The organism is Pseudarthrobacter cremeus (genome assembly GCF_051857465.1).
Classification (GTDB): domain Bacteria; phylum Actinomycetota; class Actinomycetes; order Actinomycetales; family Micrococcaceae; genus Arthrobacter.
Genome location: NZ_JBPZHC010000001.1, coordinates 27,689 through 49,319, shown reverse-complemented (window position 1 = coordinate 49,319; position 21,631 = coordinate 27,689). Strand labels below are relative to the sequence as shown.

The window sequence follows — 21,631 nt, the reverse complement described above, 5'->3', positions numbered from 1 at the left end:
GTTTGCCTTGTCACTCTCCGGCGATGTGGTGAGAGGCTTCCGGCCCGGGGGCTTTCAACCCGCTGCCGTGCGTGTCCGCCCAGTTCGCCAACAGTTGCAGCCCGTCGTGGGACGCGGACCCGGGTTCGGCGGAGAACACCAGCATTTGCAGGGTGCGGTCTGTGGCGAGGTCCAGTCCGAGGTAGTTCAGGTCGAGGTCGCCCACGATGGGGTGGTGGATGCTTTTGATGCCGGTGCGGTGTTCGCGGACATCGTGGGCTCCCCACAGCTTCCGGAAGAGGTCACTGCGGGTTGAAAGTTCGCCGATGAGGTCGCTGAGCCGGCGGTCGAAGGGGGAACGGCCCGCTTCGACCCGGAGGAGGGCAACGACCTGTCGGGTGTTGGATTCCCAGTCCTGGTAAAACGTCTGAGCCCTGGGATCAAGGAACACGAAGCGAGCGGCGTTTACCGGCTGCCCGCCGTCGTCGAACATCTCTAAGAAGAGAGCCCTGCCGGGACGGTTGGTGGCCACGGCGTCCAACCGGCCGTTCTGCACGAACACCGGGACAGTCGACATGGCGTCGATGGTCTGCTGCAGGGTCGGAATGATGTGCGTTTTGCGTACCGGGCGTCTGCGTTGTGGATGGGCGCCGGCGTTGGCTGAGCGGATGAGTTCGTAGAGGTGGGAGTGCTCGGCCTCATCCAACTGCAGGGCACGGCTGACCCCATCGATCACGCCCTCGGACGCTCCTTTGGCGTTGCCCCGTTCGAGCCGTTTGTAGTACTCGGAGCTCATGCCGGCCAGGAGGGCGACTTCTTCCCGCCGCAGGCCGGGAACCCGGCGCCGTCCACCGAAGTCGGGCAGCCCCACGTCCTGCAGCGTCAGCTTCGCCCGGCGGGAGCTGAGGAACTGGCTGAGGTCGTCCTGGTTGTCCATGGAATCGACGGTACCCCGGATCGGGAACTCCAGAGGGGTCCTGCCGGGGAACCTCTCAGCAGGGTCTCGCTGGGCACCGCGCTGCCCTGTTGACTTGAACCATCAGCCGCCCGGACGGGCCGGCATGGACTCGTGAAAGGCATCATCATGACGAACGTCTGGTTCATCACCGGAGCAGCACGCGGCATGGGCGTCGACCTGGCCAAGGCCGCCCTCGACGCCGGCCACCGTGTCGTCGCCACCGCCCGCGACGCAGCCAACGTCACCGCCGCCCTGGGCGGACACGAGAACCTTCTCGCCCTCTCGCTGGACATCACCGACGCCGCCGCCTCGGCTGCAGCGGCCAAAGCCGCCGTCGGACGTTTCGGAAGCATCGACGTCCTCGTCAACAACGCCGGCAACTTTTATGCCGGCTACTTCGAGGAGATCAGCGACGCCCAGTGCCGGGCGCAGATGGAGACGAACTTCTTCGGCCCGCTGAACGTCACCCGCGCGGTACTGCCCGTCATGCGCAGGCAGCGCAGGGGACACGTCATCACCATCACCTCGGCTGCCGGCATCATCGGCCAGGAGTTCTGCGCGGCCTACGCCGCATCAAAGTTTGCGCTCGAAGGCTGGATGGAGTCCCTCCAGTTCGACGTTGCGCCCTACGGCATCCACACCACGACCGTCGAACCGGGGTTCTTCCGCACCGAACTCCTTGTCGAGGGCGCGTCCTCCCGCTGGCCCGAGCTGGCGATCGATGACTACACCGAGCGCACCGCCCGGACCATTGCCGCGTGGAAGAGCATGAACGGCCGGCAGGGCGGCGACCCCGCCAAGCTTGGCGCGGCCCTGGTCACCATCGCAGCCCTGGAAACGCCTCCCCTGCGTTTCGTCGCCGGAGCGGACGTCGTCGCCGGCGTCGAGCACAAGGCCCGGCTGCTCCTGGACCAGGTCGATGCCCACCGCGCCCTCTCCTCGTCCCTGGCCCTCGAGAACGGCTAGGTGGATATCCCACGGGCAGGGGCCGGCTGACGGTCAGCCCACCGCGCTCAGGCGCTCCCGCGCCTGCCGGGCCACTCCGCCGAGCCAGTAGGCGCTCGGCTTGGGGGTGCGGATCTGGGTTGCGCGGTCGACGGCGATGATTCCGAATGTGGGACCGTAACCGAAGATCCATTCGTAGTTATCGAAGGCGGTCCAGGCGATGTAGCCGCGCACGTCAATGCCGTCGGCGAGGCAGGATTCCACCCCGGCCAGCGCCGTCTTGAAGTACTCAAGCCGCTGGGTGTCGTCGTTCGTGGACAGGCCGTTTTCGGTGACCATAACGGGGATTCCGGCGATCCGGTGGGCCTCCCTGACTGTGACCTCAAGCGCCTGCGGGTAGATCTCCTCGCCGAGCTGGTTGGTGACGGCACCGGCGGGGGCCGGCGCAACGCCGTCGGGCCCGAAAACCGTCCGCCCGTACGTCTGGATCCCGACGAAATCGTCGCCGCGGGAGACCTCGAGGAAGCGCTCGTTGACCTCGCGCCGGACCTGGTCCGCCAGCTCGTGGCCGCCCTCGGTGGACTGGATGTCCGAGTTGGCAAGGGTCCAGCCCACCATCAGCTCGGGCCGGCGGGCTTTAATCGCGTCCCGTCCGGCACGGTGGGCTGCGAGTTTGATGTCGAACGCAGCGTCGGAACCAGTGAACTGGAAGGGCGCCACCTTGGCCGCGTCGATGCCCAGGGCTTCCGCGGCGGCCGACCACAGCGGAACCTTGCCGCGGTGTTCCGCCGGTTCGCCGCCGATGCCAAGCGCTTTGAGCAGCCAGGCCAGGTTGGGTTCATTGAGGGTGCACGCGACGCCGATCAGGTCACCCAGGTGTTCGGTGGCGCGGTCACAGTACCGGGCGAACCGTTCCGGCGTGGCCGGGTCCTCCCAGCCGCCGGCAGCAAGGAGCCACAGCGGCGAGGTGAAGTGGTGAAAGGTCACCACCGGTGTCAGCCCGTACTCATGGCAGGTTTCAAGCATCCGGCGGTAGTGGTTGAGCTCCGCGACGGAGAAGTGGCCCTCCTCGGGTTCGATGCGGGCCCATTCCAGGGAAAACCGGTAGGTGCTGAAACCCAGCGAGGCGATCAGCGCGATGTCCTCGCGGTAGCGGTGGTAGTGGTCTATGGCGTCACCGGACGGCTCCGCAAAAATGGTGCCCGGGAGGTGCTCAAGGAACCACGTGTCGTTGTTGGTGTTGTTGCCCTCCACCTGGTGGGCGGCAGTGGCAACGCCCCACAGGAAGTTGGAAGGAAAGTGCTGGAGCTCGGTCATGGAAATCCTTTCAGGGTTGCGTTGGGCCGGGCCTGCCTTTCGTGGGAGGCGCCTGCCCTTGGGTTGGTTTCAACCATACTCAAACATTTTCCAGGTTGGAACACTTTCAACAGACAATCTTAACCAAGGTGGAAAAGGAACTTGATACGCTTGGCTCGACGAACGCCAGGAGGGCACGATGACAGAAGTGGCACGGCAGCCGGCCCGCAGCGGAAGGCGCGCCCCCTACGTCAACGGTGAGCGCAAGCGCGCGGAACTGGTGGATGCCGCCTTCGAAGTCTTTGCCGAGAAGGGCTTCCAGCGTCTGTCCGTACGCCAGATCGCTGAAGAGATCGGCACGAGCCACACCTCCCTCCTGCACCACTTCGGCGGCAAGGATGCCTTGCTGGAGGCCGTGCTTGTCCGCCGCGAGGAACGTGAAGGTCCCTGGCGCCGCACCCTGCTCCAGGAGAAGGGCCTGCTGGAGACCGTGCCCGAGGTCATGCGCCGCAACGCGGGCATCCGCGGCGTGATCCAGCTGGACGCCACGCTGCGGGCCGAAGCCGTCAACCCGGACCATCCGGCCCATGCGTTCATCCTGCGGCGCGACCAGGAGATCATCGCTTCGCTGCGGTCCGAGTTCGAGCGTGAAATCGGCGCCGGCCGGGTGGCCGCGCAACTGGATCCTGGTGTCCTGGCCCGCCAGACGGCGTCACTCATCGAGGGCGTGCAGCTTGCCTGGCTTTATGACGGTTCCGTGGATATGGCCGGTTCCCTCAGGGATTTCCTGCAATTGGTCAGCGTCGGGCCCCAGGGCTAGGACGCCCAGTCATCGTCGTCGTAGGGGCGGCCACGGAAATGGGCCCGGAGGTACTCCCCCACGACGGCGGCACCGAGTTCCCCGGCTTCCGGAGCCACCACCCGGCCATCCACCCCGCGTGCCATCCGCTGGACGAACCGTGCCAGGCCGGGGTCGTCGCCCAGCCGGAAGAACGTGGACTGCGTTCCGGCCCGGCCAAGGCGGTCGAGCTCGGCAATGGTCACCCGGATGGTCTCCGGATCCGGCGGGTAGGAGAACCACGACTCGCCCTCCGGCAACAGGTGCGCCGTCGGTTCGCCATCGGTCACCACCAGCAGGACGTGCTGCATTGACGGGTGCTGCCGGAAGAAGCGGTTGGCCAGCAGCAGGCCATGGTGCAGGTTGGTTCCCTGCTCCCGCCGCGACGCCAGCGCCGTGAGCTCGCCGATGTCCATGGAGCGCGCGTAACGGCCGAACGCAATCAGCTGGAGCCGGTCCCCGCGGAAACGGGTGGAGACGAGGTGGTGGAGGGCCAGAGCCGTGCGTTTCATCGGTACCCAGCGTCCCTCGGCAGCCATGGAAAACGAGACATCCACCAGAAGGACCACGGCGGCCTGGGTACGTGCCTCTGTCTCGGCAACCTCAATGTCACCGGCACCGAGCCGCAGCCCCCGGCCCGGATCACCGCCGTCGGCCACCGTGCGGCGGATCGCGTTGGTCATGGTCCGCGTCACGTCCCAGGGCTCCGCATCCCCGAACTCCCACTGGCGGCTGGCGCCGATCTGCTCGCCGGCCGCCCCTGCCACCCGGGTGTCCCGGCGCCCCTGCCGGCCGGAGAGTTGCCGGGCGGTGTCGCGCAACAGAGCACTGCCGAGCCGCCGCATGGCCTGCGGGGATAGCCGGAGGTCACCGTCCGCCCCGCGCCGGAGGTAGCCGCCGTCCTGCATGGCCCGCTCGATCTCCGCGAGGGTCCGGGCAGTCACCGCGGCATTCTGCCCGAGTTGCCGGGCGAGGGCGTCCAGGTCCAGATCGTCCAGGCTCGAGCCGTTGTAGGACTGCGACAGCTGTTCGGACAGTTCGTCGAGTTCGGCGATGTCCTGCAGCATGCCTGTGCCGTCGCCGAGGCCGAGGCCTTCCTGCCCCTCGAAACGTTCGGAGCCGGTCCAGTCCTCCCCCGGGCGCAGGGCGCGCAGGCTGGAGTCAAGCTGATCGAGCTGGGCCATCAGCTCCGGCGAGCCGAACGCCTGGGCGGAGAGGCGCATCAGCTCTTCCCGCTGCTCCGGCGTCATGGATTGCAGGAGCCGCTGCGCAGCGGCTGCACGCTGGGCGAGGGCGTCGATGAGTTCCTCGACCGTCTGTGGGTTTTCCGGGAAGAAGTGTCCGTGCCGGGCCATGAACTCCTGGAAGTCGGCGGCCGTGTCCTCACCGCGGCGGTGTTTTTCGAGCAGCCCGTTGAGGTCCCGCAGCATCCCGTTCACGGCGGCGCGGTCTTCCTCGGTGGCGTTCTGGAGTGCCTGCTTCATGCCGGCGAAGCGCTGGTCCAGGACCTCACGGCCCAGCAGGTCCTTGATCTTGTCGTAGGCTTCACGCGCGGTGCTGGACTGCCAGTCGTAGGCGGCGAGTTCGTTGACTGCCGCCGCCGTGGACTGCGGCAGGCTCTGCAGCTGCATCTCCCGGAAGGCGCGGTCGGTGTTGTCCATCATCGCGTCACGGGCCAGTTGTTTGCGTTCCTCCAGCACCGCGGTGTCGAGCAGCTTCCTGACCTCGGTGAGGGTGCCGTCCAGGTTGTGGCGGCCCAGCAGTTCGCCCCGGCGCTGCTGGACGCGGCGGGCAAGGTCATCAAGCCCTTCCCGGTTCCGGCCGCCACGGCGCAGGAACTCCTGCAGGGCGTGCCGGGGGGAATAGCCGGCCATGACGTCCTCGGCGATCGCGTCCAGCGCTTCGGCCAGGTCAACCGGCGGAGCGAGCGGATCCGGACCGCCCGCGTAACGGCCATAACGGGCCCGGTGGTGAACGCCCATGCTCCCTGTCCCGTCCTTGTCGCTGTTGCTAGCCGTAAATCGATTCCTCGTCGTCGGATTCCTTCGAAATCCGCCGGGCGAGGTAGAGGCCTTCCAGGGCAAGTTCGATGGCGGCGGCGCGTTGTCCGTCGTTCTTCGCACCGAGGCGCCCGCTGATCTCGTCATAGAGGTTCGACCCGTTCAGGGACGGGAGGTTCTCAAGGAACTCGCGCGCGGTGACATGCTCTCCGGTGGTGACGGTCCTGTGGCCATCGAGCGCTGCCACCAGCGGGCCAAGGTCCAGGCCGTGGTAATGAGCCCGCACGGCTTCGGCAGTGGCGGTGCGCAGCAGGTGGTCCAGGACAGCCTGTTCCCGCCCTTCTTCCCCGGATTCGAATTCAATCTTGCCCGTCAGGACGTCCACCGCTGACTCCAGGTCCACGATCCTTGCCACTGCCTCATCCTCCCCGCGCACGCTGGCCCGGCGCAGGGCGGCCGCGGCGACGGTTTCGGCGCCCGCGATGGCGAACCGTGCGGAGACCCCCGAGGTCTGGTTGATGGCCGGGGACAGACGGAGCGCCCGCGTGTAGCGGGCCAGGATCTCCAGGATGACCGGCGGAACGTCGGCAACCAGTTGCCCCTCCTGCTGGATGACGGCGACTTCGTCCTCCAGCTCAATCGGGTAGTGGGTACGGATCTCGGCGCCGAACCGGTCCTTCAATGGCGTGATGATCCGGCCGCGGTTGGTGTAGTCCTCAGGGTTGGCGGACGCGACGACGAGCACGTCGAGCGGGAGCCGGAGGACGTACCCGCGGATCTGGATGTCGCGCTCCTCCATGACGTTCAGCATGGAAACCTGGATCCGCTCGGCAAGGTCCGGCAGTTCGTTGATGGCGATGATCCCGCGGTTGGAGCGCGGGACCAGGCCGTAGTGGATGGTTTCCGGGTCCCCGAGCCGGCGCCCCTCGGCCACCCGCATCGGGTCAACGTCACCAATGAGGTCCGCGACCGACGTGTCCGGGGTGGCGAGCTTCTCCACGTACCGTTCCGAGCGGTGCCGCCATGCTACGCGCAGCCGGTCCCCTTCGGTGAGGGCCCGGGCACGGGAATGTTCGGTAATCGGCTCATAGGGGTGTTCGTTCAGTTCCGAGTCCTCGATCACCGGCGACCACTCGTCCAGCAGTCCCACCAGGGTGCGCAGGAGCCGCGTCTTGCCCTGCCCCCGTTCGCCGAGCAGGACGACGTCGTGGCCGGCGATCAGGGCTCGCTCCAGCTGGGGAATGACGGTCTTGCTGAACCCGTACATCCCGGGCCAGGGATCGCGGCCCGCCGCGAGGGCGGCCAGCAGGTTGTCGCGGATTTCGTGCCGCAGGTCCTTGTGGACGTGGCCGGCGGCACGCAGTTCGCCAATGGTGAAGATATCGGGGCGCTCACTCACCCCTCTACGGTAGACCCCCAACGAGCGCGGAATCGAGCAAACCGTCACGAATTCCTGCTCTTTGAGCCGAACTAATGGAGCCCCCCGGGGAGGTGGTGAGCGATACGCTTGACCCCGATGACTGCAGAATCGCCGTCGGCACCAGCGACACCACCAGCGGCCCCTCCAGCGGGACGGGACCAGACGCTGCTGTTGCTGGTGCGCCACGGTGAAACGCCCACAACGGGCATGCTGCTGCCGGGGCGGGCGCCGGGACTGCACCTCTCCGACCGCGGCCGGGCGCAGGCCGAACGGATCGCGGAACGCCTGGCGGGGCTTCCTGTCGACGGCATCTACTCCTCACCACTGGAGCGTACGTGCGAGACAGCAGAGCCGACGGCGGCACGGACCGGCCTGGAAGTGACCCCGGACGCCGGCCTGATTGAGTGCGACTTCGGTGAGTGGACCGGCGCGGCGCTCGCTGACCTGGTGGCCCTGCCGGAATGGCACACCGTGCAGCACAGCCCGGCCTCATTCAGTTTCCCTGCCGGTGAGAGCTTCGTGGCGATGCAGGAACGCATGGTCCGCGCCCTCGAAGGACTGTGTGCCGCCCACGCCGGGGGCGTGGTGGTGTGCTTCTCCCATGCCGACCCGATCAAGGCCGCCGTGGCCCACGCCCTCGGCACCCAGTTGGACCGGTTCCAGCGGATTACCATCAGTCCTGGCTCGGTCTCGGTCATCTCCTGCGTTGACGGCCAGGCACCTGCCGTGATGATGGTGAATTCGACGTCGGACGCCCTGAGTGGCCTGAGGGCGTCATAAGAAGGGCTGAACGGTGTCTTCGCGGGGGCTGACACTGCTCAGCGGGGGCCGCATCGAAGTCCTCGGACGCATCCTCCGCAGCAGCAATGAGACGTTCCTCGTCCGGATCTCCTGCGGGGCAGACAGTGCGCGCGCCGTCTACAAGCCCGAGGCCGGGGAACGTCCGCTGTCCGACTTCGAGCCCGGGCTGTACCGCCGCGAAGTCGCAGCCTACTTCACGCTGTATGCCGAAGCGCCGCACACCCATTGCATCCTGTCGCAGATCGCCCTCTTCGATTACGTCGCGAGCAACACCGACCGCAAAAGCGGGCATGTGCTGCGCGGCGACGACGGACGGGTGTGGGGCATCGACCACGGGCTGTGCTTCTCGGCAGCCTTCAAACTCCGCACCGTGATCTGGGACTTCGCCGGGCTGCCCATCCCCGATGCGCTGATGGAGGACATCACGCCGCTCGCGGAGGCGATACCCCCGGACGTCGCCGGGCTCCTCGATGACACCGGGGTCACCGCCCTGCAGCGCCGGGTAAAGCGCGTCCTGCGCGAAGGCGTTCTGCCGGTGGACCGGACGGGCATGCGTTACCCCTGGCCGCTCGTATAGATACGCCAAGGGAGACCTTCACCGCGCTTCCGTCCGCAACGCTCATAAACGGCAACAGCGGCTGTCCCTGAAGCCCTACACATCCGGCGTTCGCGTGGCTAGACTCGGAAACCGAGAGTCCGTGACGGAACCGGACACCGGAAGAGGCAGGGAGGTGGTTTTGATGACTGCCATAGCCGCGCGCCCGGACTGCACAGCACACATCAAACACATCACCCCCGTCTCCAGCAACGGCCCGGCTTAGCCGCCGACAGCGCCCGCCGGCAGGACCACCTGCCGCGTGTCTGCGCGGAATCCTGCGCCTGGGGACCACCCCTAAGGACTCACTTTGAACAATTCGTCAGGCTTCAGCCTGGACAGCTTTACCGCACCCACCTCCGGAAACGACGGTCCTGCAAGGTACGGGTACTCCCCCGCCGTCTCCGCACATTTCGACGCCGACCACGCCGAACACCAGACCAGCCAGGCAGCGTCCCAACATAGGGAACGCGGGCGGGTGGTCCGGGTGGACCGCAGCCTGGTCCTCGTGGCCGTGGGCAATGAACTGCTCCACCTGCCCTATCCGCTCGATGCCGCCGTGCCGGTAACCGGCGACTGGGTCTGGATCGGGCCAAACCGCGCGGGACCCCGCCAGATCACGGGGATCCTCCCGCGAAGGTCCGAACTCAGCCGGAAACGGGCCTTTGAGGACTCTTCCGAGGCACAGGTTTTGGCCGCGAACATAGATGTGGTGGGCGTGGTGGTGCCCGTGGACCGCCCCCTTACGCACAACCGCCTGGAACGTACGCTGGTGGCAGCCTGGGACTCCGGCGCGGTCCCGCTGGTGATCATCACCAAAGCCGACCTGGCTGACATAGCGGACGACGTCGTCGGGAAGGTCATTCTGCAGGCGGCGGGTGTGGAGGTGGTCACCACCTCGGCCGAGAACGGCGATGGAATTGACGCGCTGTTGGGCCATCTGCCGCCGCACGGCACCCTGGTCCTCCTCGGGCCGTCGGGCGCCGGAAAGTCCACCCTCATCAATGCGCTGGTGGGCCGCGAGGTGCAGCACACCGGAGAAGTCCGTTCGGGTGACTTCAAAGGCAAGCACACCACCACCTCCCGCGAACTGGTGCCCCTGCCCAACGGGGCCGTCCTGATGGACACCCCCGGCGTCCGGGGATTCGGGCTGTTCGACGCCGACGAGGGCCTGACGGAAATGTTCAGCGATGTGGAGCAACTGGCAGCCCTCTGCCGGTTCACCGATTGCACCCATCAGGGCGAGCCGGGCTGCGCCGTGCAGGCTGCCCTGGCGGACGGGACGCTGGAGGAACGCCGGTGGCTCAGTTTCGGGAAACTGCAGCGCGAAGTGGCCGCACTTGCCCGGCGCACCGATGCTGCCGCCCGCCGGGCTTACCAACGCGAGTGGCACCAGAAGGTGACGGTAGCAGGGAAATCGCAGCGATCCGCTGAGCGTGAGTACTCAGAACGGCAGGAGGAACAGCGGTCTAAACGGAAGCGGCGCTAAGGAGAACCACTCGGCTGAGGGCTCAGGGCCACAGGTCCTTGTCATACCCATAGAGCCGGGGCCTGGGCCTGGGCTCATCCTTTGGCTCGGGCAGCTTCGGGGGCTCGCTGTATTCCACGGCAGTGCCCGGTCCGTCGTGCTCTTTTTCACTTTGCGATGAAGGCGGGTGTTCGTTTTTCTCAGCCACGTTGTTGCACTCCGAACGCTGGTGGTTTGATCCGGCTGCATGAATCATTAGGCCCACCCTAAACGGCCCCCGGCACCCCTGCGTGTCACGTTGGGTCAAGATTGGGGCAATGTTGGCGCTGTTTCGGTGGGTCAGCGGCCCCGAATGCACCAAAAAGGGGCACCGGCCTGGATCCAGGCAGGTGCCCCTTGCGGGTTCAGTGCTCCGGGTTGCTCCGGTTACGGGATGACCGGGGGGACGAACTCGAACGTCATCCCCAGCAGCCAAACCAGCAGCAGCACCACGGGCAGGTGGAAGACGAACTGCAGGAACGTGAACCCGACGAGGTCCCTGGCCCGCAGCCTCAGCACCGCGAGGAGCGGGAGCATAAAGAACGGGTTGACCAGGTTCGGCAGGGCCTCGGCGATGTTGTAGATCTGTACCGTCCAGCCAAGGTTCATCTGCACATCGGTGGCGGACTGCATCACGTAGGGCGCCTCAACGAGCCACTTGCCGCCGCCGGACGGGACCAGCAGGCCAAGCACCGCGGTGTACAGCGCAATGACGACGGCGAACGCGCCGCTTCCGCCGATGTCCGAGAAGAACCCGGCAAGGTGGGCGGAGATGGTCATCCCGCCACTGCCCGTGGCCTTGGTCAGGATCGCGGCCATCGCGGCGTACAACGGGAACTGGACCAGGATGCCGGCGGTCGCCGGAACAGCTTTGGTGACGGCCTGCAGGAAGTTCCGCGGTGTTCCATGCAGGACCAGGCCCAGGATCAGGAAGACCAGCAGGTAGCCGTTGAGGCTGCTGACAACAGTCAGGAACGGCTTGGTGAAGAACTGCGAAACCAGCCAGCCCAGCGTCAGGATGCCCGCGAGGATCGGCAGGATCATGCTGTATTCGAGCCATTCGCCTGGCCGGGAGCGCGGGGCAGGTTCGCTGGGTTCGTCGTCGAGGTCGACGCCGAGGTCCTCGGCAGTGCGGATCGCGCCGCCCTGGGGCGCGGAGAAATGTGCGATCACAGTGGTCAGGGCCATCAGGATGACCAGGGTGACAAGCGACTGCCACGTGAAGATGGTGGTGCCGAAATCGAGGATTCCGGTGATCTTCAGCAGGGCCGGGGGCAGCGAGGCGGCGGTGGCCTGCAGTTGGGCGGCGGAGGAGGACAGCCCCAGTGCCCAGACGGCGCCGAGGCCCATGAACGCGGCCGCGCCGAGTGCACGGTAATCCACGGACAGGTCCTTGCGGCGGGCGATGGCCCTGGCCAGCAGTCCGCCGAAAATCAGGCTCAACCCCCAGTTCAGGAACGACACGGACATCGACATCACGGCCACGAAGCTGACCGCCGTGCGGGCGGTGGCAGGGATGAGCGCCAGCCGGTTGATCAGCTTTGCCACCGGCGGCGAAGTGGCCACGACGTAGCCGGTCAACACCACCATGGCCATCTGCAGTGTGAACGCCGTCAGATCCCAGAATCCGTTGCCGAAGGAGTCGGCGATCGACTGCGGTGATGCGCCGATGGCCAGGGCCGCAACGGCGATGATGACGACGCCGGCGAGGGCGAAAATGTAAGCGTCCGGAAACCACTTCTCCGTCCACGCCGCCATCCGTTGGGCTATGCGGGCGAGACCACGTTCTTCGGTTCCGCTATTGGTCAGGACTGTGTTTGCCACAGAGGATTACCTCTCCATCGAGTGCGAATTAGTACCGCAAGGAGCCTAGCCGCGATCAGCCAAAGTCCGGGCTCAATGCACCCGGACAACTCCGCGCCGCAGCGCGCCGGATGCACCACGGACAACTTTTGCCGTGTAATGGAACTTCGCCCTGAACCGACGAAGAGGACAAGCCGTGGATCAGCTCCAACCAGCACGAAACTGGGCCGGTAACTACAGCTACGGCGCTCCGCGCCTGGTCCGGCCGGCCAGCATGGAGGAATTGCAGCAGCTCGTTGCCGGCTCCGAACACGTCCGGGCCCTCGGTTCCCGCCATTCCTTCAACGACATCGCAGACAGTCCGGGCACGTTGGCCGTCCTTGACCTCATGGACCCCGGGACCAGCGTGGACCCGGACACCATGACCGTGACCGTCAGCGGGGGGACACGCTACGGCACCCTCGCCGCGGAGCTGGAACGCCAGGGCTACGCCCTGCACAACCTGGCCTCACTGCCGCACATCTCGATAGCCGGTGCGGTAGCCACCGCCACCCACGGCTCCGGCGACGCAAACCCCAACCTGGCCGCCGCCGTCGCCGGCCTTGAAATGGTCACCGCCAACGGTGACGTCCTCGTTTCCCGCCGCGGCGACCCCGGCTTTGAGGGCATGGTGGTGGCATTGGGCGCCCTCGGGATCGTCAGCCGCCTGACCCTGGACATCGAACCCAGCTACGACGTCAGTCAAAACGTCTTCGAAAACCTCGCCTGGGACGAGGTGCTGGACAGTTTTGACGAGGTCACCTCGGCTGCCTACAGCGTGAGCCTGTTTACGGACTGGAGCGGGGAGACCATCGGCCAGGCATGGCTGAAGCGAAGGATGGATTCAGCCGACAGCGCCGCTGCGGACCTCAGGAGGTTCGGCGGCACGCCCGCCGTCGAGGCAAGGCATCCGCTGCCTGGCGTGCCGGGCAGCAACTGCACCCAGCAAATGGGTGTGCCCGGTCCATGGTCGGACAGGCTGGCCCATTTCCGCATGGACTTCAACCCCAGCAAGGGCGATGAACTGCAGAGCGAGTACCTCATTCCCCGCGAGCACGCGGTGGACGCGCTGATCACCATGCGCCGCCTCTCCAGCCTGGTCACACCCCTGCTGCTCGTGGCGGAAGTCCGCACCATGGCAGCTGACAACCTGTGGCTGAGTCCCAACTACGGCCGGGATGGCATCGGGCTGCACTTCACCTGGCGCCAGGACCAGGGAGCAGTGGAGGCGGTCCTCCCCCTGCTGGAAAAGGAACTGGCACCGTTTACGGCCAGGCCCCATTGGGGGAAGCTGTTCAGTGCCGGCGCCGCCGACATCAGACCCCTGTACCCCCGATTCGGCGACTTCACTGCCCTCGCTGACCGGCTGGATCCCACCGGTAAGTTCCGCAACAGCTTCCTTGACCGGACTGTTTTCGGTACCTGACCGGCCGGCACATCCTCAGCCCTTCCGTTCCGCCCGGTAGGCGCTGGGGCTGACCCCATGCAGCCGGCGGAACTGGCGGGAGAAATAGAATTGGTCGGGGAGCCCGATCTCCCGCCCCACCTCGGCGATCGAGAGATCCGTCGTGTCCAGCAGGAGCCTGGCCCTGGCCATCTTCAGGGCAGTGTGATGGGCGAGCACTCCCCTGCCGGTTGCCTCCCGGAACAGCTTGCTCAATTGCGACGAAGAGACGCCCACCACCTTGGCCAGATCGGGCAGCCGGACGGCGCCGTCGGCCCGGTCTTCAAGAAACTTCATGGCCTGCTGCAGGGGCGTTCCCTTCCCGGGAAGGCGGCGGTCCACTGCCAGGGAGGTCAGCAGCTTCCACGCCATTCCGGCCGTGGCCACCAACCGGGCCGGTGACTGGTCCTGTTCCAGGGCGGTGATGATCTCGTCCAGCATGGCCGTCAGCCGGTCCACCGCCACGAGCGGGATGAGTGGACGATCAGGACGCACCCCGGCTTCCTGAACGAGTTCGGCAGCGTCGGAGCCGAGGACGTGGCACCACCAGATTGTCCATGGGTCATCGGGTGAGGCGCCGTAGGCATGGGCCTCCCCCGTTCCCCCGGGGAGTACGACGGCGGTGGATTTGCCGACGTCGAACCGGGCACCTCCTGCTTCAATCCAGCCTGTTCCCGCGACGCAGAGAATGATGATCGTCTCGCCGGCGCCTTCGGGACGGCGCCGCCCGTGGGCCTTCGCCACGGGAAAGACCCCGGCGTCGGTGACCACCAGGCGGCGCGTGACCGGGCGTGCCAGGGCGGCCCTGACCAGGGGACGCGGCACCACCACCAGGCGCTGGTTCGGGAACCCTGTTGCCAGCTCCACGCGGCCCTCCCTCCATGACGGAATGTCCATATTACGCCACGGACGGACCGCCTATCCGGCGCCTTTTTCAGTCCAGCGGGTCCACCGGATCAGTTCTACTGCGTCCAGGGACGCGAGGTCGCCCGCTACGCTGTCTCTCCTTTTCTGGGCCGCCGCCGGGAGCCCCACCTCGGCCGCTTTGGATAGCGGCAGGATCTGGAGCAGGACCTCCGCGCCGGCGCTGATCCCGGCGTCGTGCGTCTCAATCACCCACGGTGAGCCGTCCCAGAACATGTCAGCAACCAGGGCGCCGTCAACCGTCAGCCGGGCAACATCGCCGGACCAGGCTATTTCCAGCTCCGTATGTCCGTCTCCGGACCCGGATGCCGCAGCCAGGTCCAGGCGGTAAACCGCCGCCAACCCGTCCATCACGTCATCGGTGGGTGCGGCCGCCCGGCCCGCCAACGACCCGAAGGACGCGGGAACTGGCTCAGCTGCCCGGATCAGCTCTGCAGCCACTGGGATCCGCGGCAGGCCGGGATCCACAGCTGCCGCCGCCACCTTTTCGAACCGCCGGGAGCCGGTGGAGTAGCGCCGGACATCCGGTGACGCAACTGACCTGCCGGCCAGGCCGCCGTCGGCTCCCAGCCACACCGGGTCCCCGGAAAGGACCAGGCCGCGTCCATGCGGCGTTTCCAGGACCCATGACTGAACAGCGAGCTGAGGGGGCAGGAGAAGGATTGTCAGTGAACCACCTCGCGACGTCGCGGCCAGAGTGACCGGCTCCCGGACATCCACGGCGTACGTGTTTCCGCCCAGAGCGGTGACAGCCCCGTCAACGGAAGTTCCTTCGGGCACGCACAGCTGCGCTTCGATCCCTTCTTCGGTTGTGAGGACCAGGGTCTGCGATGATTCCGGACCCAGAACGGTCAGTGGCGAAGCGGTGGCCCAGCGCAGGCACACACCGGCCACCTCCAGATTGACGGGCCAGCGGGCGATGGTTCCGGCGGGAATGGCCAGCGGCGTGTGCGGGAAGCTGACCGCCTCCTCTGCCAGTGCGAGCCTGAACTGCGCGGCGGGATAGTCCGGCAACGGGATGTGCGGCTGGTGCCAGGTGATGAACACGAAGCCGGACCGGCCATCGCTGCGCAGGGACCAGCGAAGGGTTTCGGAATCGTCCACTCCGGCGGGGAGCAGGTCTGGAAGTGTTGACGGCATGGGGGCCAGGCGGTCACCGAAGGCGGCGAGGAAGGCGTGTTGCTTGCGCAGCTGGGCGAAGCCGGACGTAAGCCTCCCGGCGGCGCCGATGGGGGCATGGAAGTCGTAGTCGAAAACAGGGAGATCGTTCGGGTAGCCCGTCGCCTGGGATTCCTGAAGTCCGCCAGGAGGGTTCGTCCCGCCGGCGAACATGTAGTAGCCCTGCCAGCCTGAGCCGCTGCCGATCTTGTTGTGGGCCACGGCGGCAACATCCTTGCCCTCCGGCCAGGGCCGGCGCTGGTAGGCCGTGGCCATGCCGCCGGTCAGCTCGCAGGTGGCCGGCGGGTAAAGGGCGGAAGGGGAACGGGGCGGTAGTGCGTCGATCCCGGACAGCTGTTCCCGCAGGTCGGCGCCGATGCCGGGGTCATCCCACTGGTGGCTGAAGAAGTAATGCTGCCGGAAGGTCGGGTCCCACGGGGCCGCCGCGTCCACCCAGAAACCATCGCCGTAGCCGCCGAAGACGGGCAGGACCTCATCCTCGGGGATATCTGCCCCGCCCCAGGCTGTTGCCGTCCACAGCGGCGCGCTGAGTCCCGCTGCCCGGGCCATCTTCTTGAGCTCAGTGATGTGCCCGGGCTGGTCGTAGAGTTCGTTCTCCAGCTGGATGCCCACCACGTTGCTGTCCGGACCCGTGAGGCCCTGCAATTCGGACCCAATACGGTGGAACCACCGCTCCACCAGGGCAAGGTAGGCGGGGTCGTTGGTCCGGTGTCCGACGGCGGCAGCCTGCACCCAGTCCGGGAAGCCGCCGTTGCGGACCTCGCCGTGGGCCCAGGGCCCGATGCGCAGGGCGACGTCCAGGCCGATGGAGGCGCAGAGCCGGACAAAGGCGGCTACGTCCAGGTTGCCATCGAAGCGGGCCCCGCCCTCGGTCCGTTCATGGTGGATCCAGAAGACATAGCAGGCCACCACGGTGATGCCGCCGGCCTTCATCAACCGCAGCCGTTCCTCCCAGCGCGCCCGGGGCAGCCTGCTGAAATGGATTTCGCCCGACACGGGTACCGCGGGCACGCCGGCGCACTCGATGTAGTGGCTGGTCAGCCGCCACCTGCCGTGCGGATCCACCGCGTTGCTCATGGGCGGGGAGTGCAGGGCCGACTCGTGTGGCCGGTGGGTCGCGGAGAGCAGTTCGAGGGTGGTTGGTTCCGGGCGCATGGGCAAGTCTCTCAGTTGGCGGGGGCGGCGAGGATGAAGTGGTTGAGGCGGCGTTGCCACGCTTCGTTGGCCCACAGGGGGTGATGCGGAGCGGCATTGGAACAGAGGACCATCCCCCAGATGCCGTGGTCCAGCGCTGTCCGGATGCCGCGCTCGGCCAGGTCCCGTCCGATGGGGCCCTCCTCGAAGGTTCCCTGGAGCGGGGTGTAGCCGATCCAGCCTTCCCCCACGACAGCCGGTATCTTCTTCGAGCGGGCCCAAGCAGCGATGGCGATCACGCGGGAGTCGATCTCCCGCCGCATGACTTCCCGGTAGGGGCCGTATTCGTTGCAGAGCCACGTGTCCCAGGCGTCCGGGTCAATCCAGTCGTAGCCGAAGAACATCTGGGCGGTGACCACGGTTGCCCGGTATTTCCAGTCTGCGAGACGCCCGTATTCAGCTACTGACGGTGCGGCGGGCCGCAGCAGTGCAGCGAGTGCCGGGTTGGGGAAGTCCGAGGTTCCCTCGGAACGGATGTCGATCTGCTGCTGCAGTGCGTCCAGGACGCCGTAGCTGTAGACGTGGAACTGCGCTGCCCCCGGACCGTCGGGAACAGTGTGCATGGCCAGGTGCGGCGGTTTGCCGTAGCTGGCGGTGACCAGCAGGTCAGGGTGATGCTCCCGCAGGCGGTGCAGTTGTTCGCTGCCTCCCTCCGCCAGCGCGGGCAGGATGGAGAAATCCACCTCGTTGTGCAGCTCAACCATGGCGATGCGGTTCCGGTGGCCCGCAGCCGTGAGTGCCGCGAGGAGTCGGTTCCAGGAGTCCGCGAGGACCCGGTACCTGCGGTCCAGCGGGACAGCATCGATGGCTTCCAACCAACGCGGGGAACCGGCGAACACCGTGGACTGCTGGTACTCCCAGCTGGCAAGGATGATGACCAGCCCGTGCCGTGCGGCGGCCTCGAATAGTTCAAGAAGCCTCGCCTTCAGGTTCAACCGGTAACCGCCGGGCGCGTCGTACCAGCGCGTCCCCCGGCCGTAGATGCCGCCGTCGGGGGCTTTTCCGAGCCCTTCAATGTCCAGGTCCACCGCCAGGTCGTCGAGGCCTAGGTTGCCGAAGAGGAGCAGCGGCGCAGCGCAGATCCGGATGGTGTTGTAGCCCAGGTCAGCGGCCTTCGCGCAGGCCGCGTCCAGATCGGCGTACGGCCCGCCGTCCTCGGCCCGGGTGTACCAGGAGAAGTCCCACAGGGTGATGGTCAGCCGGGAGGGAAGGTGCGATGGCGGCGCACCGGTCAGGGAGGCCGAGTCCGCTTGGGTTGTCCCTGATCCGAGATACCTCGGTGATTCGGTCACAGGGTTGCCTCTTCCTTCCGGTGTTCAGCTTGCTGGCGGGCACGTCGTTGTTCCGAGCGGCCTTTGATGGCCAGTTCGCGGAGGGACCTCGCGGTTTCCGTCCGTGCCGCGGCGGTATCAGTGTCAAAGAGCAGTAGTTCAGGCTTGGACGTTGCAAAATAGTCCGGCGCTGCGGGTGAAGATTCCAGCTCAGCGGCGCGGGTTTCCAGGTTTTGCCATTTGGCTTCGGCGTCTGCATGCCGTCCGAGCCGGACGTGGGCGATGCCCCGCCAGTAGTCGGACGGCCCGGCAGGTGCGGCCTGGACTGCCAGGGGATTTACTTCCTGGCAGGCCTGGTCCCAGGCCCCGCTTGCTGCCGCGCCGTCCCCGGCAAGTTCGAGGGCGTCCCCCAGCGCGACCAGCCGTTCGGCCATGCTGTTTGCCGGGTGCCGCCCTTCGCCCAGGTTCGCGGGCGCTTCCATGCCTTTGCGCAGCAAGGTGATGGCCGCCGTCGGGTCCTGCCCCATCAGGGTTCGGGCGCACTGGACTGCCGCCCGGTCATAGGCGGCTAGGACCATCCCCTCGCCGCCTTCGAAGGGCTGGAAGCTGCGCGTGGCCATGATGTCCAGCGCCTCGCCGGCCCGCCCGGCGTCGGTCAGCAGGTTGGCATAGAGGAGGGTCAGGTCGTCGCGGCCCAGGACGGAGCGGCTGTGGCGCTCAATCCCGGCGATCCGGTCCAGGACCGGCAGCCCCCGCACGGCGGCCAGAACGGCACGCTCGAACACCAGCCGGGCGTCGTCCGGGCTTAGTTCGAGGGCACGTGCGAAGTACGAGTCGGCGGTGGCCGTGTCACCGCCGGTGTTGACCATGGCGAGGGCGGCGTTCCGCCACACCACGGGGTCCTCGGAACCGTGTGCCATTGATTTTTCCAGATGACCCAACGCATCCTCCTTACGGCCGGCATCAAGCAGCCAGCACCCGAGCAGCCCGTGCGCCACTTTGTCGCGCGGGTCAGCTTCGAGGGCACGGCGGAGAGCGTCGTAATCGTCAAGCCCATAAGGAAAGGCATAGGTGGTGTCACTGCGCCGAGCCGCGGACCGTTCCGCAGAGGCAGCCTCCGGCTCGAGCAGCTCCTCCAGCCAGCTGGCCCGGAGATAGTGGCGGAGGGGCCCGGGGTTTCCGAACACTGGGGCTGACGGGGCGGGTTGCTCCGTGAGGTCCAGTGCAAGCTGCCACTGGCCTGCCCGGGCAAGCCAGCAGCCTACGGCGAGGGCTGTCTTGGGATCCCTTGCCTGCAGCGAACCGTCCAGCGCCAAGGCCACGGGATCGAGCGGGTCCGCGAGCAGGATGTTCTGCAGGAGCCGCAAGCTTTCCTCCTTGTGTCCGAGCGTGGCCAGGGCCACGACCTGCAGATGCCTCGCCTCGGGACTCGCCGCGTCCAGCGCGGCTGCGGCTTCGGCATGCCGGAGTGCCTCTGCGGGCCGGCCTGACCTCAGGGCCAGCCGTGCCAGTGCAAGTTGTGCCGGTTGCGCCCACGCACGGTCCCAGGCTGCCTTCCCGAACCGTTCTGCGGCCTCCTCCATCTGCCCGGTCCGCTCCAGCACCAGGCCCAGCCGGTAGCTGGCCTCCCCGGTGGGCGGATTCACGTTGCGGCGGGTCAGCCGTGCCAGGGCCTTCTCCAGCAGCTCACGCGCTTGGCTGTAATGGCCGGTGGTATACCTGGCCGAGGCCAGCGCAGTGGCGGCGCGTGAGTCCTGCGGGTCACGGCGGAGCATCTCTTCGAAGTAGGGAAGCGGTGATCTGGTGGGGTGCCGGTTCTGCGCCAGGTGGGTTCCCGTGACGTAGAGCTCGTCCTGGCTGCCAGTTGCCTCCGGAAGGGCCGGCTCCGTGGCCACCCAGGGTTCTTCCGCCTTGCTGCTTTCCACAGGTTCGCGCGGGGTCCACGAAATCAGTTCCTCGGTGCCAAGAAGCACCTGCAGGGTGAGGTCAGGTGCCTCCGCGGGGGCTCCGAGGTCCACGACCTCGTTGAAGGGGTGGGCCGGCGAGATCCGGACTGTCCACGACCCGACCGTGGTGCCCTTGAGCTTGAGCAGGACGGTTGCCCCTTCGTGGTCGGCCGTGCTGGCTACGCCCACCACTGCCGTCCGTCCTTCCCCATCCAGCTGCACGGCCACGGCGGCGTCCGGGTTCGCCTGGTGGGCCGGGCCCATGGCCCGGATCGGGTACCAGAACTCGCTGAAGGTGCGAGTCTCGCCCGGCGCCAGGTAGCTGAAATCGGGCTGGTTGTCGGTGAAGACGCCGGACATCAGCTCCACATAGGGCCCGTCGTCGTCCGTCAGGTGCTCGTCCCAGGCGTGGCCCACGGGTCCGTTGCCCCACGTCCACTGCTTTTTGCCCGGGGAGATTGACCGGTCCGCCCAGTGGACAAACCCGGCCTGTGCCTCATGGTCGTAGCCGCCGAAGAAGCTGTCCTTCGTGTCGGTGATCATGTAGGAAGTGGGGACGGGAATGTTGGCGTAGAAATCGAGCCGGTCACCATCCGGGTTTCCGTGCCCGGCCAGCGCCGGATAGTCCACACCGTAGTAGGGCCGGTCAGCCTGCGGGAAAGCGGTAATGGCCCGCCTGGCATGATCCGCCACGTAGTGCACATCAGTGGGGAAGAAGGACTGGTACCCCTCGTGGGCGCGGGCCGCCACGTTGGCCCACCACAGGAAGGTCTGCGGTACGTCCGTGCAGTTGTAGAGCCTCGCCTCGACCTCCACCAGCGAACTGCCGGGCCGGAGCCGGACGCCGTGGGTGCCCCGCATCCGCTGCAACGGATCCAGGTCGCTGTGCCACACGGTGACCAGGCCGTCATCATCGCGCTCCACCGACGTTTCCACCGGCAGGAAAGTCGCCGGACGGTGGTGCTGCGGCCAGTTGAATTCGACACCACCGGAAATCCAGGGCCCGGCCAGCCCCACCAGGCCCGGCTTGATGACGTTGTTGCGGTAGAAGAAGTCGTAGCCCGCCGTTTTATCAAACCCGATGTGGATTCGGCCGCCGATTTCAGGGAGCAGCATCAGCCGGACATATTCGTTCTCCAGGTGGATGGCCTGCCAGAGGCGCGGCTCCTTGGTGGAGGCAATGCTGTCAATAAACGGCATCGGATACACCTTGCCGCTGGAACCCTGGTAGACACGCCGGTCCAGGAACAGCGGATACCGGTCCGGCTCCCCCGGCGCATAGGTATCGATGGAGACTGGCTCGCTCCAGCAGGCAACGCCGCCCCCGGCCAGGATGGCCTGCTGATCCGGCGGCGCGTCGGGAAGGATGATTTGGCTCTGGGGCTCATCGGCGTTGATCACGCATGCAAGTCTAGGAACCAGGAGGCCCCGGTCCCATGGCAGAAAAGCGCGAGTATATGGACGATTGTGTAATGCCGGGCCTCGCCGGCAG

General features: G+C 66.9%; 15 protein-coding genes. 6 read left to right on the top strand and 9 right to left on the bottom strand.

Annotated features, from left to right (window positions below; all coding sequences use genetic code 11):
• Positions 1 to 10: 10 nt before the first annotated feature.
• On the bottom strand, positions 11 to 916 hold the full coding sequence (locus ACS5PJ_RS00195; protein WP_439432932.1) for a helix-turn-helix transcriptional regulator: 906 nt from the start codon (positions 914 to 916) through the stop codon (positions 11 to 13).
• Positions 917 to 1,063: 147 nt separating this feature from the next.
• Between ACS5PJ_RS00195 and ACS5PJ_RS00190 the strand changes: the two genes are divergently transcribed.
• Positions 1,064 to 1,903, top strand: a complete 840-nt coding sequence (locus ACS5PJ_RS00190; protein WP_439432931.1) for an SDR family NAD(P)-dependent oxidoreductase — start codon at positions 1,064 to 1,066, stop codon at positions 1,901 to 1,903.
• A gap of 33 nt (positions 1,904 to 1,936) precedes the next feature.
• Here the strand turns inward: ACS5PJ_RS00190 and ACS5PJ_RS00185 are convergent, their stop codons facing one another.
• Positions 1,937 to 3,199, bottom strand: coding sequence for a glycoside hydrolase family 1 protein (locus ACS5PJ_RS00185; RefSeq protein WP_439432930.1), 1,263 nt, complete (start codon positions 3,197 to 3,199; stop codon positions 1,937 to 1,939).
• Between the two features lie 178 nt (positions 3,200 to 3,377).
• Between ACS5PJ_RS00185 and ACS5PJ_RS00180 the strand changes: the two genes are divergently transcribed.
• Positions 3,378 to 3,998 (top strand): TetR/AcrR family transcriptional regulator, encoded by a 621-nt coding sequence (locus ACS5PJ_RS00180; protein WP_439432929.1) that lies wholly within the window; start codon positions 3,378 to 3,380, stop codon positions 3,996 to 3,998.
• Here the strand turns inward: ACS5PJ_RS00180 and ACS5PJ_RS00175 are convergent.
• Positions 3,995 to 5,998: a vWA domain-containing protein gene (locus ACS5PJ_RS00175; protein ID WP_439432928.1), complete on the bottom strand. Its 2,004-nt coding sequence runs from the start codon at positions 5,996 to 5,998 to the stop codon at positions 3,995 to 3,997. The two genes, ACS5PJ_RS00180 and ACS5PJ_RS00175, sit on opposite strands and share 4 nt — an antisense overlap.
• Positions 5,999 to 6,026: 28 nt before the next feature.
• Positions 6,027 to 7,415 (bottom strand): sigma 54-interacting transcriptional regulator, encoded by a 1,389-nt coding sequence (locus ACS5PJ_RS00170; protein WP_439432927.1) that lies wholly within the window; start codon positions 7,413 to 7,415, stop codon positions 6,027 to 6,029.
• A 117-nt stretch (positions 7,416 to 7,532) separates the two neighbouring features.
• Between ACS5PJ_RS00170 and ACS5PJ_RS00165 the strand changes: the two genes are divergently transcribed.
• From ACS5PJ_RS00165 to rsgA, 3 genes are all read left to right on the top strand, one after another.
• On the top strand, positions 7,533 to 8,216 hold the full coding sequence (locus ACS5PJ_RS00165; RefSeq protein ID WP_439432926.1) for a histidine phosphatase family protein: 684 nt from the start codon (positions 7,533 to 7,535) through the stop codon (positions 8,214 to 8,216).
• Between the two features lie 13 nt (positions 8,217 to 8,229).
• On the top strand, positions 8,230 to 8,814 hold the full coding sequence (locus tag ACS5PJ_RS00160) for a protein kinase family protein (protein ID WP_439432925.1): 585 nt from the start codon (positions 8,230 to 8,232) through the stop codon (positions 8,812 to 8,814).
• 328 nt (positions 8,815 to 9,142) lie between these two features.
• Positions 9,143 to 10,321 (top strand): ribosome small subunit-dependent GTPase A, encoded by a 1,179-nt coding sequence (gene rsgA / locus ACS5PJ_RS00155; protein WP_439432924.1) that lies wholly within the window; start codon positions 9,143 to 9,145, stop codon positions 10,319 to 10,321.
• Positions 10,322 to 10,726: 405 nt separating this feature from the next.
• Here rsgA and ACS5PJ_RS00150 read toward each other — a convergent pair whose 3' ends face one another.
• The gene (locus ACS5PJ_RS00150; RefSeq protein ID WP_439432923.1) at positions 10,727 to 12,163 is read right to left on the bottom strand and encodes a short-chain fatty acid transporter; all 1,437 of its coding nucleotides are present in this window, start codon (positions 12,161 to 12,163) and stop codon (positions 10,727 to 10,729) included.
• Between the two features lie 175 nt (positions 12,164 to 12,338).
• On the opposite strand from ACS5PJ_RS00150, the gene ACS5PJ_RS00145 reads away from it, so the two are divergent.
• Positions 12,339 to 13,607, top strand: coding sequence for a D-arabinono-1,4-lactone oxidase (locus ACS5PJ_RS00145; protein WP_439432922.1), 1,269 nt, complete (start codon positions 12,339 to 12,341; stop codon positions 13,605 to 13,607).
• Between the two features lie 15 nt (positions 13,608 to 13,622).
• Here ACS5PJ_RS00145 and ACS5PJ_RS00140 read toward each other — a convergent pair whose 3' ends face one another.
• From ACS5PJ_RS00140 to ACS5PJ_RS00125, 4 genes are read right to left on the bottom strand one after another with little or no spacing between them, the layout of a single operon-like run.
• Positions 13,623 to 14,492 carry a helix-turn-helix domain-containing protein gene (locus ACS5PJ_RS00140; RefSeq protein ID WP_439432921.1) on the bottom strand — a complete coding sequence of 290 codons (870 nt, stop codon included), beginning with the start codon at positions 14,490 to 14,492 and terminating at the stop codon, positions 13,623 to 13,625.
• 51 nt (positions 14,493 to 14,543) lie between these two features.
• Positions 14,544 to 16,883 carry a beta-galactosidase gene (locus tag ACS5PJ_RS00135; RefSeq protein WP_439432920.1) on the bottom strand — a complete coding sequence of 780 codons (2,340 nt, stop codon included), beginning with the start codon at positions 16,881 to 16,883 and terminating at the stop codon, positions 14,544 to 14,546.
• Positions 16,884 to 16,894: 11 nt separating this feature from the next.
• Positions 16,895 to 18,214: a cellulase-like family protein gene (locus tag ACS5PJ_RS00130; RefSeq protein ID WP_439432919.1), complete on the bottom strand. Its 1,320-nt coding sequence runs from the start codon at positions 18,212 to 18,214 to the stop codon at positions 16,895 to 16,897.
• A complete protein-coding gene (locus ACS5PJ_RS00125; RefSeq protein WP_439432918.1) occupies positions 18,211 to 21,540 on the bottom strand; it encodes a DUF5107 domain-containing protein in 3,330 nt (1,109 codons plus the stop codon). The genes ACS5PJ_RS00130 and ACS5PJ_RS00125 overlap by 4 nt, the downstream gene beginning before the upstream one ends.
• Positions 21,541 to 21,631: the final 91 nt, after the last annotated feature.